At 75.4% G+C, this 14066-nt stretch carries 14 protein-coding genes; 2 read left to right on the forward strand and 12 right to left on the reverse strand.

Annotated elements, in window-relative coordinates:
- Positions 1-107: 107 nt before the first annotated feature.
- The 3 genes from E8D37_RS17070 to E8D37_RS17080 all read right to left on the reverse strand — a co-directional run bounded on the left by E8D37_RS17070 (position 108) and on the right by E8D37_RS17080 (position 2808).
- Positions 108-989, reverse strand: coding sequence for a metal ABC transporter permease (locus E8D37_RS17070; RefSeq protein ID WP_136571037.1), 882 nt, complete (start codon positions 987-989; stop codon positions 108-110).
- Positions 986-1774 carry an ATP-binding cassette domain-containing protein gene (locus tag E8D37_RS17075; protein ID WP_206055845.1) on the reverse strand — a complete coding sequence of 263 codons (789 nt, stop codon included), beginning with the start codon at positions 1772-1774 and terminating at the stop codon, positions 986-988. The genes E8D37_RS17070 and E8D37_RS17075 overlap by 4 nt, the downstream gene beginning before the upstream one ends.
- Before the next feature lie 104 nt (positions 1775-1878).
- The gene (locus E8D37_RS17080; RefSeq protein ID WP_136571039.1) at positions 1879-2808 is read right to left on the reverse strand and encodes a zinc ABC transporter substrate-binding protein; all 930 of its coding nucleotides are present in this window, start codon (positions 2806-2808) and stop codon (positions 1879-1881) included.
- Between the two features lie 321 nt (positions 2809-3129).
- Between E8D37_RS17080 and E8D37_RS17085 the strand changes: the two genes are divergently transcribed.
- Positions 3130-4296 carry an ROK family transcriptional regulator gene (locus E8D37_RS17085; protein WP_136571040.1) on the forward strand — a complete coding sequence of 389 codons (1167 nt, stop codon included), beginning with the start codon at positions 3130-3132 and terminating at the stop codon, positions 4294-4296.
- A 74-nt stretch (positions 4297-4370) separates the two neighbouring features.
- Here E8D37_RS17085 and solA read toward each other — a convergent pair whose 3' ends face one another.
- The 4 genes from solA to E8D37_RS17105 form a co-directional block, all read right to left on the reverse strand.
- Positions 4371-5615: an N-methyl-L-tryptophan oxidase gene (solA, locus tag E8D37_RS17090; RefSeq protein ID WP_206055822.1), complete on the reverse strand. Its 1245-nt coding sequence runs from the start codon at positions 5613-5615 to the stop codon at positions 4371-4373.
- On the reverse strand, positions 5612-6742 hold the full coding sequence (locus tag E8D37_RS17095) for a tyramine oxidase subunit B (protein ID WP_206055823.1): 1131 nt from the start codon (positions 6740-6742) through the stop codon (positions 5612-5614). Before E8D37_RS17095 ends, solA begins: the two co-directional genes overlap by 4 nt.
- Positions 6743-6876: 134 nt before the next feature.
- On the reverse strand, positions 6877-7623 hold the full coding sequence (locus tag E8D37_RS17100; protein WP_136571041.1) for a GntR family transcriptional regulator: 747 nt from the start codon (positions 7621-7623) through the stop codon (positions 6877-6879).
- A gap of 91 nt (positions 7624-7714) precedes the next feature.
- A complete protein-coding gene (locus E8D37_RS17105) occupies positions 7715-9169 on the reverse strand; it encodes an aspartate aminotransferase family protein (RefSeq protein ID WP_136571042.1) in 1455 nt (484 codons plus the stop codon).
- A gap of 195 nt (positions 9170-9364) precedes the next feature.
- Between E8D37_RS17105 and E8D37_RS17110 the strand changes: the two genes are divergently transcribed.
- Complete coding sequence (locus tag E8D37_RS17110) at positions 9365-10453, forward strand: phosphotransferase (RefSeq protein WP_136571043.1); 1089 nt, start codon at positions 9365-9367, stop codon at positions 10451-10453.
- A gap of 82 nt (positions 10454-10535) precedes the next feature.
- Here the strand turns inward: E8D37_RS17110 and E8D37_RS17115 are convergent, their stop codons facing one another.
- Genes E8D37_RS17115 through E8D37_RS20155 form a run of 5 tightly spaced genes read right to left on the reverse strand, consistent with a single transcriptional unit; the run spans position 10536 to position 14020 of the window.
- Positions 10536-10736, reverse strand: coding sequence for a ferredoxin (locus tag E8D37_RS17115; protein WP_136571044.1), 201 nt, complete (start codon positions 10734-10736; stop codon positions 10536-10538).
- On the reverse strand, positions 10733-11947 hold the full coding sequence (locus E8D37_RS17120; RefSeq protein ID WP_136571045.1) for an NADH-ubiquinone oxidoreductase-F iron-sulfur binding region domain-containing protein: 1215 nt from the start codon (positions 11945-11947) through the stop codon (positions 10733-10735). The genes E8D37_RS17115 and E8D37_RS17120 overlap by 4 nt, the downstream gene beginning before the upstream one ends.
- The gene (locus E8D37_RS17125; RefSeq protein ID WP_136571046.1) at positions 11944-12552 is read right to left on the reverse strand and encodes a hypothetical protein; all 609 of its coding nucleotides are present in this window, start codon (positions 12550-12552) and stop codon (positions 11944-11946) included. Before E8D37_RS17125 ends, E8D37_RS17120 begins: the two co-directional genes overlap by 4 nt.
- Positions 12549-13520: an FAD:protein FMN transferase gene (locus E8D37_RS17130; RefSeq protein ID WP_136571047.1), complete on the reverse strand. Its 972-nt coding sequence runs from the start codon at positions 13518-13520 to the stop codon at positions 12549-12551. The genes E8D37_RS17125 and E8D37_RS17130 overlap by 4 nt, the downstream gene beginning before the upstream one ends.
- Positions 13517-14020 (reverse strand): hypothetical protein, encoded by a 504-nt coding sequence (locus E8D37_RS20155; RefSeq protein ID WP_206055824.1) that lies wholly within the window; start codon positions 14018-14020, stop codon positions 13517-13519. Before E8D37_RS20155 ends, E8D37_RS17130 begins: the two co-directional genes overlap by 4 nt.
- Positions 14021-14066: the final 46 nt, after the last annotated feature.

Below are 14066 nucleotides of genomic sequence, written 5' to 3' on the forward strand. Positions count from 1 at the left end.
ACGTCATACGAGGCGGCTCATTGTGGGGCCGGGATGTATGACGTCCGCCGCCCGCCCGCCCGCCCGCCCGCCGCCCGCCCGACAGCCGCCGGCGGGGGCACCGGCGATCAGGCCGCCCGGCGGTCCCGGACGGCCCCGACGGCGCGGCAGCCGAGGTAGGTCGCGAACGCGATCGTCGTGATGTACGGGCTGATCGGGAGCGAGCCACCGAGCGCGAGCAGGATGCCGCCGACGGCCGCGACCAGGCCGAACAACGCCCCGAGGAGCGGCACCGCCACGGTCGAGGCCGAGACGCGCAGGGCCGAGGCCGCCGGGGTGACCAGCAGCGCCAGCACGAGCAGCGCCCCGACCACCTGGACGGCCACCGACACCACCAGTCCGAGCGCCAGCATGAACAGCATCGAGACCACGCGGCCGGGGACGCCGCGCGCGGCAGCCACGTCGGGGTCGAGCGAGTTGAACAGCAGCGGCCGCCAGATGGCGACCAGGATCGCCAGCGCGACGACGCAGATGCCGACCAGCCACCACAGCTGCGGCCCGTCCACGGAGATGATCTGGCCGGTGAGCAGCCCGAACTTGCTGGAGGCGCGTCCGTCGTAGAGCGCCAGGAACAGGATGCCGAGGCCCAGTCCGAAGGGCATGAGGACGCCGATCGCGGAGTTGCGGTCGCGCGCCCGGGCGCCCAGCAGGCCGATGGCGAGGGCGGCCAGCAGCGAGCCGGCCAGCGCGCCGACGACGACGCTGGACCCGAGCAGCAGCGCGCCCGCCGCGCCGGCGAACGACAGCTCGGAGACGCCGTGGACCGCGAAGGCCATGTCCCGCTGCATGACGAACACGCCCAGCACGCCACCGACCACGCCGAGGACCGCCGCGGCGATGATCGAGTTGCGCACCAGCGCCATGAGCTGGCCGTAGTCGGAGAAGTCGATGACCTGGTGCCACCACTGCGCGTGGCCGGCCAGGATCGTCAGTGCGTCCAGCCCGCTCATGCGCCCTCCTCCCAGTGATGGGGGTCGAGGTGCGCGGGGGCGCCGAGCACGACGATCCGGCCCGCCACCTCGGCCACGTCCACGCGGGTGCCGTAGAGCTCGGAGAGGACGTCGGAGCGCAGCACCTCCTCCGGCCGGCCGAGCCGGTGCGAGCCGGCGGCCAGGTACAGCACGCGGTCGGTGGCGGGGAGGACGGGGTTGACGTCGTGGGTCACGAAGACGACGGGGGTGCCGTGGCTGCGGCGGCGCTGGTCGACCAGGGAGACGACCTCCTGCTGGTGGTGCAGGTCCAGGCTGCCGAGCGGCTCGTCGCACAGGAGGAGGGCCGGGTCGGAGACGAGCGCCTGGGCGACCCGCATCCGCTGCTGCTCGCCACCGGAGAGCTGACCGATCGGGCGGCGGGCGAGCTCGGTGCCGTCCACGGCGGCCAGGGCGGCGTCCACCCGGGCCCGCAGCGCCCGCCGCCCGCGGAGGCGGACGCCGGGGCGGTGCCCGTCGACGCCGAGGGCGACCAGGTCGCGCCCGCGCATCGGGGTGCCGGTGGGGATGAGCCGCTGCTGCGGCACGTACCCGACGCGCCGGCGGCCGCGGGCGACGCTCTCGCCCTGGATGCGGATGGTGCCCGAGCCCAGCCGCTGCACGCCGAGGAGCGCCTTGAGGAGCGTCGACTTGCCGGAGCCGTTGGCCCCCAGCACGGTGAGGAACTCGCCGGGCCGGACGTCGAGGTCGAGCCCGGACCACAGCGTCCTGCCGTGGAAGGCGAGGGTGGCGCCGCGCACCTCCAGGACCGGCGCCGGGTGCGCAGGGTGCGCAGAGCGGTCCGGGTGCGAGGAGGACGCGGCGGTGGGGGCGTCCTGCGTCACTGCGCAGGACGCCCCGTCCCGCCCGGTCACGACGCGAGCGCCGAGGAGAGGCTCTTCAGGTTGGCCTTCATCCACGTCACGTACGAGGTGCCCTTCGGCAGGGTCTCGGTGAAGTCCACGACCGGGACGCCGGCGGCCTCGGCGGCCATCTGGACGTGCACGGTCGTGGTGTCGGCGGCCTGGGTGTTGTAGGCGAGCAGCGCGAGGTCGTCGCTGCCGATGATGTCGAGGAGCTGCTGGAGGACGCGGGCGGGGACGTCGTCGCCCTCCTCGACGGCCTCGCTGAAGGCGGAGGGGGTCTTGTTCTTCAGGCCGACGGCCTCGAGCAGGTACAGCGGCACCGGCTCGGTGATGATGGCCGACTCGCCCTTGTACGACTTCTTGAGCGTGGCCTCCGTCTTCTCCAGGCCGTTGAGCTGGGCGACGAACGCGCTGTAGTTGGCGGCGTAGTCCTCGGTGTGGTCGGGGTCGGCGTCGGAGAGGTCGTCGCGGACGGCGGCGGCGATCTTCTCCACCGCGGCGACGTCGTACCAGACGTGCTCGTTGAAGCCGTCGATCTCGTCGGTGGTGTCGCTGCCGGCGGGGGCGAGGCCCGACTCCTCGACGGCGTTGAGGACGGTGGCGTCGGTGCCGGAGGCCTTCACGAGCTTGTCCATGAAGTCGTCGTAGCCGCCGCCGTTCTCGATCACGAGGTCGGCCTCGGACACGGCGAGCTGGTTCTTCACCGTCGCCTCGTACTCGTGCGGGTCCTGGTTGGCGTTCGTGATGAGGCTCGTGACGGTCGCGTCGTCGCCGGCGATCGCCGAGGCGATCGAGCCGTAGACGTTGGTGGACGCCACGATCGAGAGGGGGGCGCTCTCCTCGGAGGACGACGAGGAGGAGCAGGCGGAGAGGGCGCCGAGCAGCAGCCCCGCCACGGGGAGCGCGACGGCGAGTCGCAGCGTTCGGTTCTTCATGTCCGCCACTCTACTTGGGAATGATTATCATGTGAATGTGAGCCATCACTCGTCCGCGAGGCGGAGGGGAGTGGGGGGTCGCCGGGGTAGGTTCCCGCGCGCGCCTGTGACCTTCCTGGGCGAATGCTGAGCGGCGCCCACACCCCGAGCTGCGCCCGTGTGTGAGCCCGGAACGGGCTCGTTTCTTTGCTGTGAGCGCCCCGGACAGCGACCGTTCCCGCCCGCGCCGCCCGGTAGATTGGTCCCCGGTCCGTCCCCGGCCCCAGGGACGGGACGTCCACCGATCCCTGCGGTGGCGGACGGCGGACCCGGAGGAGAGACGTGTCCGCAACCAGGTCGGCGGTGGCGCCGGGCTCGCAGACCGCCCTGCGCCGGGCCAACAAGCAGCGCCTGCTCACCGAGCTCGACGCCGGCACCTCGCTCAGCCAGGCGACGCTCGCGCGCGCCACGGGACTCTCCGCCGCCACCGTCTCCAACCTCGTCGCCGAGCTCGAGCGCGACGGCGAGGTCGTCGTCACCCACGGGACCACCAACGGCCGTGCCAGCCGCCTCATCGACCGGCACCCCGAGCGCCGTCCCCTGGCCCTGGGCCTCAGCCTGGGCACCAAGTTCGCCCGGGTCGCGGTGGGCACGGGCGAGACCGTGCTCGACGTCCGGAGCGAGGACCTCCGCTCCCCGGGGCAGCCCGCGGTGCTGCAGGAGGTCGCCGACCTGGCCCGCCGGGCGCTCACCGACGTCGGCGGCCGTCTCGAGCAGGTCTCGGGTGCGGTGATGGCCCTGCCCGCCCCGGTGCACCGGGGGCGGATCGCGGCCGTCCAGGTGCCCGCCGCGTGGCGCGGGGTCGACGTCGTCGCCGAGATGAGCGAGCTCATCGGCGTGCCCGTCCGGGTGGCGAACGACGCCAACCTCGGCGCGGTCGCCCTGGCCCACCACCTCGGGACCGACGCCCCGGTCGCGTTCGTGAAGTGGACCAGCGGCATCGGCGCCGGGCTCGCCGTCGGCGGTGCCGCCCTCGAGGGTGGCGGCGGGATGGCCGGCGAGATCGGGCACCTCACCGCCCGCCGGCCGGGTGGCCGGGTCTGCCGGTGCGGCCGGACGTCCTGCCTGGAGTCCGTCGCCTCCGTCGAGGCCATCCGCGAGAGCGCCTCGATCGCGGTCTCCGAGGAGCTGGACGAGGCGGGGCTGATCGCCCGGCTGCAGGCCGGCGACCCCGTCGTCCGCCGCGTCACCCAGGAGGCCGCCGAGGCCCTCGCCGAGGCCATGGGCACCCTCACCGTGCTCTACAACCCCTCGGTCATCGCCGTGGCCGGGCCGCTCGTGCACTACGTGCCGGACCTCGTCGACGAGCTGCGGCTGCACCTGCGCCGCGCCGTCACCCCCGCGCTGGAGCAGGAGACCGAGCTCGTCCTCAACCCGCTCGGCGGTGAGGCCGAGGTCCGCGGCGCCCTCCGGGTCGCGGCCGCCCCGGAGCGGGCCCTGCTCAGCTGAGATCGGGGTGGATGCGGTGCATCCGCTGCACCGCGTCCACCCCGATCCCCCCGTTCCTGCTGCCTCGGGCGGCCTCAGACCGCCGCGGCCTGCCGACCCAGGTGCGCGGCCAGCGCCATCTCGGGCGGACGCAGCGCGCTGCCGCCGTCCACGACGAGGTCGCGCGCCAGCAGGCCGAACGCCGGCGCCAGCTTGAACCCGTGGCCCGACAGCCCCGCGATCGTCACGACCCGCTCCTCGGGGTCGAGGTCCACCACGGGCACCCGGTCCGGCGTCCACGTGTCGTGGTGGCTCGTGGCGCGTGCCGGGAACGGGTGCATGCCGGAGAAGAAGTGCGGCAGCTGCTCGCTGAAGGCGGCCAGCAGGTCCTCCGGCACGAGCGCCGGCACGTCGTCCACCGACGCCAGGTCGTCGTGCTCCGGGGTGCTGAAGCTGACCTTCACCGTGGCCCCGTCCAGGCAGGGCGCCCCGTAGGCGTGGAACCCGTCGAGGTCGCGCATGAACACCGGGAACACCTCGGGGCGGAACGCCGACGGGTCCCGGGGCAGGAACCACGTGAGCGGGATGTGCCGGGTGGTGAGCAGGCCCGCGAGGTCGGGGCGCAGGGCGGACGTCCACGACCCGGCCGTCACCACGACCTTCCGCGCCCTCAGCACCTCGTCCCCGGCCCGCACGAGCACGCCGTCGTCGGTGCGCTCCAGCCCGGTGACCCGGCAGTGGTGCACGACGGTCGCGCCCCGCGCCTGGGCCGCCTCGGTGGCCGCCAGCACGGCGACCTCCGGACGCAGCCCGCCGCCGAGCGGGTCGAGGATGCCCATGTCGCCGGCCCGCGGGACGTGCTGCGGGTACTGCGCGGCCAGCTCGGCGTCGTCCAGCACTCGCGAGGGGAGGTCGTGCTCGGCCATCGTGGCCAGCGTCGCCTCGAGCTCGGGCTGGCCCACGGGGCCGATGCTCAGCGCCCCGACCGGCAGCAGGATCTCCCGGCCGGCCTCGGCCTCGAGCTCCTGCCACAGCTCCCTGGCCCGGCGCAGCAGGGGCACGTAGAGGCTGCCCTCCTTCACGGCCATCCGGAACAGCCGCGACTCCCCGGAGTACGAGCCGTGCAGGTGGACCGGCCCGAAGGCCTCGACGCCCACTACGTCCAGGCCCTCGACGCCGCTGAGCTGCCACAGCGCCATCGCGCCGGTGGTGCCGAGGCCGACGACCGCGACGTCGACGACGCGGTCCGGCAGGCGTCCGGTCATGCCCTCACCGGTCATGCCCTCACCGGTCATGCCCTCACCGGTCATGCCCTCACCGGTCATGCCCTCACCGGTCATGCCAGCACCGGGCTGTCCCAGAGGTTCAGCGGGACACCGAGGCCCTTCTCCCGGGCGGTGGCGACGCAGCGGGTCGCCCACGCGACGTCCTCGACCGGCATCCCGCCGATCGAGAACAGGACGATCTCGTCCTCGTCGCGGCGCCGGGCCTCGCCGGCGTGCAGCAGGAGGCCGATGTCCTCGATCTCCTCCTCCTTCATCAGCCCGTCGTGCACGAGGTCGGTGAAGTGGCAGCCGATGATCGGGATCTCGTCGTAGGTCGGGTAGGGGAACTCCTCGGCCCACGCCTCGTAGAGCTTGCGGTGGTCGACGAGCTTGCGCACGCCCTCGCCCATGAGCGCGTCGTCGGGCGCCAGGGAGGACGGCATGGCGAGGAACGCGCCGGGCTTGACCCAGGACTTCTCGATCGCCGGGTAGTTCGACTTCGCCCCGCCGCTGGTCGTGCAGTAGGTGACGATGTCGGCGTCGCGGACGGCGGCCTCGTTGCTGTCCACGATCTCCACCTCGAGCTGGGGCAGGGTGGCGGCCACCCAGTCGGCGAAGGCCCGCTCGCCGCGGCTGCTGCGGCCCTTGACCTTGACCTTGCGCAGGCCCGGGCGGGCCACGACGAACGACTCCAGCGCCGTCCGCGCCATGACGCCCGGGCCGACGAGCCCGACGACCTCGGCGTCCGCGGGGGCGAAGTGCCGGGCGCCGACACCCGGGATCGCGCCGGTGCGCATCGCGCTGAGCAGGTTGGCGCTCATCAGGGCCACGGGGGCACCGGTGTCGGTGTCGTTGAGGACGAAGAGGTGGATCGAGCGGGGCAGGCCGGAGGCCTTGTTCTCGATGTTGGAGCCGTACCACTTCACGCCGGCCATCCGGAACGCGCCGCCGAGGTAGGCGGGCATCGCCATGAAGCGTCGGTCCTCGGTGTGGTGGGGCATGCCGGGGAAGACGGGGTGCTCGGGGAAGCCCACCATGGCGCCGTGGGAGGCGGCGTTGCTGCCGGCCATCCGGTAGTCGCCCTGGCCGATGACGGAGAACATCTCCTCCATCGTGTCCATGCAGGCGCCCATGTCGGTCACGCCTGCGGCGACCATGTCGGGCTCGGAGAGGTAGAGGAAGTCGATCCGGGTGTCGCTCAACGTGCGGCCTTTCTCAGGGACGGGACGGGGCCGGCCGGCGCGACGCTGCGGGGTCGGCGAGGGACGCCCGGGGGTCGGGGAGACCCGGGCGTCGCGTGCGGGGGAGGGCGCCGGCGGGCCGCTGCCCCCGGCGGTCAGCGCTGGGCGCTGCGCTTCCAGCTGGCGCCGTAGCGGCGCAGGTGCAGCCGCGTGCGGTCGGCGCGGAAGAGGTCGGTGCCGAGCTCGATCGGCAGGCCGTCGGCGGTGCTGGCCACGCGCCACACGTGCAGCACCGGCTCGCCCTCGGCCAGGTCGAGGTGGGCGGCCGCGTCGGCGTCGGCGCCGCGGACGTCCACCTCCTCCTCGGCCTCGACGGGGGAGGCGTCGTAGCCCGAGCCGAGCAGCTCGTAGAGCGAGCCGGACAGATCGCGCTCGAGGATGCCGGGCACGCGGACGGCCGGGAACGTCGAGCGCTCGAGCGACCACGGCCGCCCACCGGCGTCCCGTCGACGGCGCACGCGCACGACGACGCCGTCCTCGGGCAGCCGGAGGGCCCGGCGCTCGGGCGGGGTGGCCAGGCCGAGGTCGGCGCGGAGGACCACCGTGGTGAGGCCGACGCCCTGCTGGCGCAGGAGCGCGGGCACCCCCTCGATGGTGTTGAGCCGCCGCTCGATCCGACCGTCGCTGGCGTACACGCCGCCGGAGCGGCCCATGACGCGCCGGACCCGTCCGGACCCGGCGAGGACGTCGAGGGCGTCGCGCAGCGCGGAGCGGGTGACGCCGAGGGACTCGGCCAGGCCACGCTCGCTGCCCAGCCGCTCACCCGGCCGCAGCCCCTGCTCGGCGAGGAGCCGCTCGATCCGGGCCACGAGCAGCGCGCGGTCGGGGCGGACGTCGGGCACGGGCCCGAGCCTAGTGGCGCAGCCGGCGCCGCTCGCGGCCGGTGCGGGGCCGGGTGCGGGGCCGGCTGGGGGACCGGCCGCAGGCGCCGGGTCACCGCCCGCCGTCGGTTCCCCGCGCGCGACGGAGCGCGGCGGTGGCGTCGAGGAGCGCGCCGTCCAGGGCCTCGACGGCCTCGTCGGCCTCGGCGAGCCCGAGCACGAGCGGCGGCCGGATCTTGAGCACGTGGGCGAGCGGACCCGCGACGGAGAGCAGGACGCCCCGCTCGCGCATCGCCTCGACGACGGCGAGCGCGAGGTCGCCCGACGGCCGCCCGGTGTCGGGGTCGAGGACGTCGACACCGGTGTACTGCCCGATCCCCCGGACGGTGCCGACCGAGGCGTGGGTGCGCCGCAGGTCGACGACGCCCGCGCGCAGGTGGTCGCCGACGATCTCGGCGCGGCGCGGCAGCTCCTCGGCGCGCAGCGCGTCGAGGACCGCCTGGGCCGCGGCCATGGAGACCGGGTTGCCGCCGAAGGTGTTGAAGTACGGCTGGTCGTCGGTGAAGGCGCCGAGGACGTCGCCCTGCGCGGCCACGCCGGCCACCGGCATCCCGTTGCCCATCGGCTTGCCCATGGTCACCAGCTCGGGGACCAGCCCGAGCCGGGCGAAGCCCCACAGGGGGACGCCGACGCGACCGAAGCCCGGCTGCACCTCGTCGGCGATCAGCACGCCGCCCGCCTGGCGGACGATCCGGACGGCCGCGTCGAGCGTCCCGGGCTCGCCGGGGAAGACCCCGTCGGAGGAGAAGACCGTGTCCACGAGCAGGGCGGCGACGCCCGCCCCGGAGGCCTGGAGCTGCTGGGTGGCGCGGCGCACGTGGTCGGCGAACCAGGCGCCCACGTCGCGCTGCCCGACGGCCGCCGCCAGGGCCGGGTCCGGCGGCGGCACGATCCGCACGTCCGCGCCCAGCGGCTGGCCGCCCCCGAGGGCCGGCGACAGGCCGCTCACCAGCTCGGTGTTGCCGTGGTAGGCCTCGCTCGTGACGATGATGCCGCGCCGTCCCGTCGCCCGGCGGGCCACGCGGGCGGCCAGGTCGTTGGCCTCCGACCCGGTGCACACGAACACGGCCCGGTCGATCTCGGCCGGCATCGTCGAGAGCAGGTCCTCCGCGTAGCCGACGATGCCCTCGTGCAGGTAGCGGGTGTGGGTGTTGAGCGTGCCGAGCTGCCGCGTGACCGCCTGGGTGACGGCGGGGTGGGCGTGGCCCAGGCCCGGCACGTTGTTGTAGAGGTCGAGGTAGCGGCGGCCGTCCAGGTCCCACACGCGGCAGCCCTCGCCGCGCACGAGGTGCAGGGGCGTGGAGTAGAACAGCCGGTACCCCGAGCCGAGGACGTCGCCCCGCCGGCGTGCGACGTCGCGGCTGCGCGGTCCGAGTGCCTCGAGGTCGGTCCCGCCCGCGTTGGCGTCGAGGATGCTGGAGCCCTGCTTCGACGCGGCCTTCTCCGACGCAGCCTGCTCCGATCCGGCCTGCTTCGATCCGGTATGGGGCGGTAGGACCTGGGACATGCGGACCTCGGGTGGACGAGCGACGGGGACGTCCTCATCCTGCTCGCCCCGCAGGGGCCCGCGGGATGCCTTTCGGAGTCGTCCGGGTTACCGATCCGGCCCGCTGGATGAATGGTTGGTTTCGTCGTCCTGGGCGCCGCGACGATCCCGTCACGCGGGGCCCCGCAGCGGCGCACGGCTGCCTACCCTGCGCCCATGACCGCACCCGCGAGCGCCGACCCGCTGGCCGTCTTCGCCGCCCTCGAGCGCGGGGCCGCCGCGCCGACGTGGCTCGCCCGCGGGATCGCCGAGGCCTGGCTGCCGCACGGCGACGCGGGCGGGGAGTCCGACGTCCGGCTCCTCGCGGTGTCGGAGAACGCCACCTTCGTCGTCCGGGTCGCGGGGGCACCGACCCTCGTCGTCCGCGTGCACCGGCCCGGCTACGTCGACCTCGACCAGGTGCGCTCGGAGCTGTGGTGGGTCGACGCCGTCGCCGCCGAGACGCCGGTCGCCACGCCGGCGCCGGTGCGGGGCCTCGACGGCGCCCTGGTGCAGGAGGTGCGCGACGACGCCGGCACCACGTGGACGGCGATCGGCTTCGCGTTCGTGCCGGGGCTCATGCTCGAGGACGTGCTGGGCGAGGGCCCCGACGACGCGGTGCCGTGGTTCGGCCCGATCGGTGAGGTCGTCGCCACGCTGCACGCGCACGCGCGCTCGTGGGAGCGTCCGGCGGGCTTCAGCCGGTTCACGTGGGGCCTGGACGACCTCGTCGGTCCGGCCGCCCGCTGGGGCAGGTGGCGGGTGGCGGCGCTGGACGCCCCCGACCTGCGGGTCCTGGAGGAGGCGGAGCGCAGCGCGCTCACGCTGCTCGCGGACGTCCCCCTCGACGCCCGGGAGTGGGGGCTGGTGCACGGCGACCTGCGCCCCTCGAACCTCATGGTCGCCGCCGGCACCGAGGGCGTCGCACCGGACGCCGGTCGGCTCACCGTCATCGACTTCGACGACTGCGGCCTCGGCTACTACCTCTACGACCTCGCCGCGGCGGTCTCGTTCTACGAGCACCTGCCGCAGGCCCCCGCGATGGCGCGGGCGTGGGTCGAGGGCTACACCGCCCACGCCCCGCTCACCCGCCGCGACCTCGACGTCGCCGGCGCGCTGTCGATGCTGCGCCGGCTCACGCTGCTCGGCTGGACGGTGACCCACCGGGAGGACGCGCTGCCGCCGGACCTGGCTGCGGCGATGCTGCCCGGCACCGTCGAGGTGGGGGCGCGCTACCTGGCCGACCCGCGGTGGCTGCTGGGCTGAGCCGGGACCAGTGGGCCAGCGACCGCGGAGGTCGTGTGCCCGGACGGGGCGCTGGGCGCCGATCCGGGCACACGACCTGCGCTCACGCCGTGCGGGCGGGGTGCTCGATCCGCAGCGCCAGGGCCGGGCAGACGCTCACGGCCGTGCGGGCGGCGTCCTCGTCGACGGGGGCGTCGGTGAGGATCGGGAACCCCCACTCGTCCAGGGTGATGGACTCCGAGAGCAGCCGGGCGCACAGCCCGTGCCCGTCGCAGCGGGTCCAGTCGACGGCCAGGCGGGTCATCGGACACCTCCGGTGGTGTGAGTGGTGGGCAGGACGCCCAGGTCGGCGCGGCCGCAGTGGTGGCCGGCGCGGTGCCGCGCCACGTCCTCGGCGAACACGGTGAGCGCGCTCGCGACGAAGCCGGTGGCGCCGGTGGGGTGGTGGCAGGCGCCGCGGCCGCGCACCATCCCGACGCGGGCCTGGAGCCGCTCGAGGTCGACGGGTCGCGCCTGCGCGAGCGCCTGGACGTCGTCCGCGACGGCCCGCAGGCCGAACACGCACGGCCCGCACTGACGGGCGGAGGCCTCGGCGAGCCAGTCGGTGACGCGGGCGACCTCGGCGACGGGGCAGGTGTCGGCGGGCAGGACGGCGAGCACGCCGGCGCCCCAGCCGATGGCCCGCTCGCGCAGCTCGACGCGGCTCACGCGCGCGCCGGTCGGCACCGCCCACGTGCCGTGGTAGCCGCCGACGAGGACGGGGCCGTCGTCGTGGCCGACGAGGTCGCGCAGCGCGGTGCCGTGGGGCACCTCGACGACGCCGTTGACCGGGGTCGCGCCGAGCACGGTGGTGAGCGAGGTGCCCGGCTCGTGGGCCGGGCCGACCGCGGCGTAGCCCGCCGGTCCGAGGGCGGAGAGCAGCGCCAGCTGGGCGAAGGTCTCCACGTTCGAGGCGAACGTCGGGCGGCCGGCCAGGCCCCGCTCGGTGGGCAGGACGCGGCGGCCGTCGGGGCGCGGTGCGCGCCCCTCCATCCCGTTGACGAGGGCGCCGATCTCGCCGCCCACGAAGCCGTGGCGGGTGAGCCGGACGTCGAGCTCGGCGCCCGCCCGGCCGGCGGCCTGGGCCAGCGCCTGGGCCGAGGGCTCGTCCTCCACCGCGACGACGGCGGGCCGGCCGCTGCCCAGCGCGGCCGCGACGAGCCGGATGCCGGCGACGACGAGGTCGGGGCTGTGCCGCATGAGCGCACGGTCCTTGAAGGAGGCGGGCTCGCCCTCGCTCGCGTTGACCAGCACGCGGGCGCCGAGCGGCACCGAGGCGAGCTTGCGGGCCACGGGGAAGGCCGCGCCGCCGCGGCCGAGCAGCCGCACGTCGGTGGCGGCGTGGACGAGCCACGCACGGTCGCGCGACGGCACCGCCGGCGGGGCGGCCGCCAGCAGCCGGGGCTCGCCCAGGGTGAGCAGCGGCGGGGTGGCGGGGAAGAGCGCGGGCAGGGTGCCCGGGTCGGTGACGGTCATCGTGCGACCTCCTCGAGGCGACGGGGGGCGAAGGTGCCGTCCGCGGTGCGGGCGACGGGGCGGCGGGCGCGTCCGACGAGGCGGACGACGAGGGCGGCGACCACGAGGGCGGTGCCGACCGCGTAGGTGGCCAGCGCCCAGGGCTGGGAGGTGTCGGTGCCGGAGAGCAGGCCGTGGCCGAGGCTGAGGGCCCAGCCGACGTAGGCCGCCAGGTGCAGCCGGCGCCAGGTGACCTCGGTGGCGTGGTTCACGAACCAGCGGCGGCCCCAGCCGACCCCCGCGGCCAGCAGCAGCGCGTACATGCCGAGGGTGCCCACGCCGAGCGCGAACGGCTCGTAGTCGGCGGTGAAGGGCACGAAGACCGCGGTCAGGGAGGTGTCGACGTACGCGTCGAGGACGACGAGCACCAGGTGGACGGCGAGGGTGACCAGGCCGAGGACGGCGGTGCCGCGGTGCAGGAGCTGGCGCACGGTGCGACGGTCGACCGCCGCGTCCGAGCGACCCCCGACGGCGCTCGTGGCGCCGAGGAAGGCGGTGACGGTGAACGCCACCCAGGAGACCATCCCGAAGGACCGGATCAGGTACCACATGGTCTCGTTGCTCATGAGGCCACCTCTGCTTCCTGTTGCTCGTGGCGCGGCTGCTGCGCGCGTGCCTCGTGGGTGGTGGGGGCGGGCGACTCCTCCGGCCAGCCGTCGCGGACGTGGACGCCGCCGCGGCTGTCGACCAGGCGGGTCGGCAGCCCGGGTGCGGCCGTCGCGGCGTCCGCGTCGACGAGGAGCCAGGTGCTGCGCGTGTTGGCCGTGAGGCACGACGGCGCCCACACGCTCGCGGTGCGGTAGCGACCGCTCGCGCTGCGGCCCGTGCGCGGGTCGAGGAGGTGGTGGACGCCGGCCCAGCGCCGCCCCGTCGTCGACGAGGTCGCGAGGCCGCCGGAGGTCAGGCTGACGGTGCTGCCACCGCTGCCCTCGACCTCCTCGACGCTCAGCTGCCAGCCGCCGTCGGGCGCGCCGTGGACGGCGAGGTCGCCGCCGATCGAGACGAGGAACGGCGCCCGCAGCTGGGTCGCGCCGCGGCGGACCGCCTCGTCGACGGTCCACGCCTTCGCGGTGGCGCCGAGGTCGAGGCCGTGCCCGGAGGGGACGCCCACGAGGCCGACGCGGTGGTCGGTGCGGACGCGGCGCCACGCACCGGCCTCGCGGCCCTCGCGGGCCCCGCCGCCGAGGTGCAGCGGCACCACGCGTCGCCGGACGACGGCGAGGTCGGCGTCGTAGCCGAGCGCCTCGAGGTCGGCGGCGAGCAGCGGGTCGACCGCACCGTGGGTGTGCCGCGCCGAGGCCAGGGCGACGTCGACGAGGTCGAGCGTGAGCGGGCGGACCGGGACGAGGTGCCCCGCGGCGGCGTTGACGCGGGACAGGTCGGAGTCGGGACGGAAGCGGCTGACCGCGCGCTCCACGTCGCCCATGAGGCCGCGGACCAGCGGCTCGAGCACCCCCAGGTCGCGGGCGTCGACGGTGGTGACGCGGACGCTGCAGGACCAGTCGGTCCAGCGCGCCGTGTGCCGGCCGGTCATGACGAGTGCGTCCCGCCGTCGGTGCCGCCGTAGGTGCTGGTGCCGCCGGAGATCCCGGTGCTGCCGGAGCTGGTGCTGCCGGAGCTGGTGCTGCCGGAGCTGGTGCTGCCGGAGCCGCTCGAGGAGGAGCCGGAGGACGAGCTGCCGGAGGTGCCGCTGGAGGAGCCCGAGGACGAGCTGCCGGACGAGCCCGACGACGAGGAGTCGCTGGACGAGGAGCCGGACGAGGAGCCGGACGGGGAGCCGGACGACGTGCTGCCAGAGTCGTCGCCGGACGTCCCGGACGAGGTGGTGCCACCGGTGTCGGTGGTCCCGGAGGTGGTGTCCGAGGTGGAGTCGGTGGTCCCGGAGGTGGACGAGGCGTCGGCCGCGGCGACGGTGAAGCCGCTGACGGCCGCGACGCCGCCCACGGTGAGGGCGGCGAGCCAGACGCGGCTGCGTCGGCGCAGTCGTCGGCCGACGGCCAGGGGTCCGGCTCCGGGGGAGCGGTGGTCGGTCATGGGTCCACCTTCCGGCGGGCCGCGGCAACGCCGCCTCAGCGCACCG

It is taken from the genome of Nocardioides sp. GY 10127 (assembly GCF_004919085.1).
Lineage (GTDB): Bacteria > Actinomycetota > Actinomycetes > Propionibacteriales > Nocardioidaceae > Nocardioides.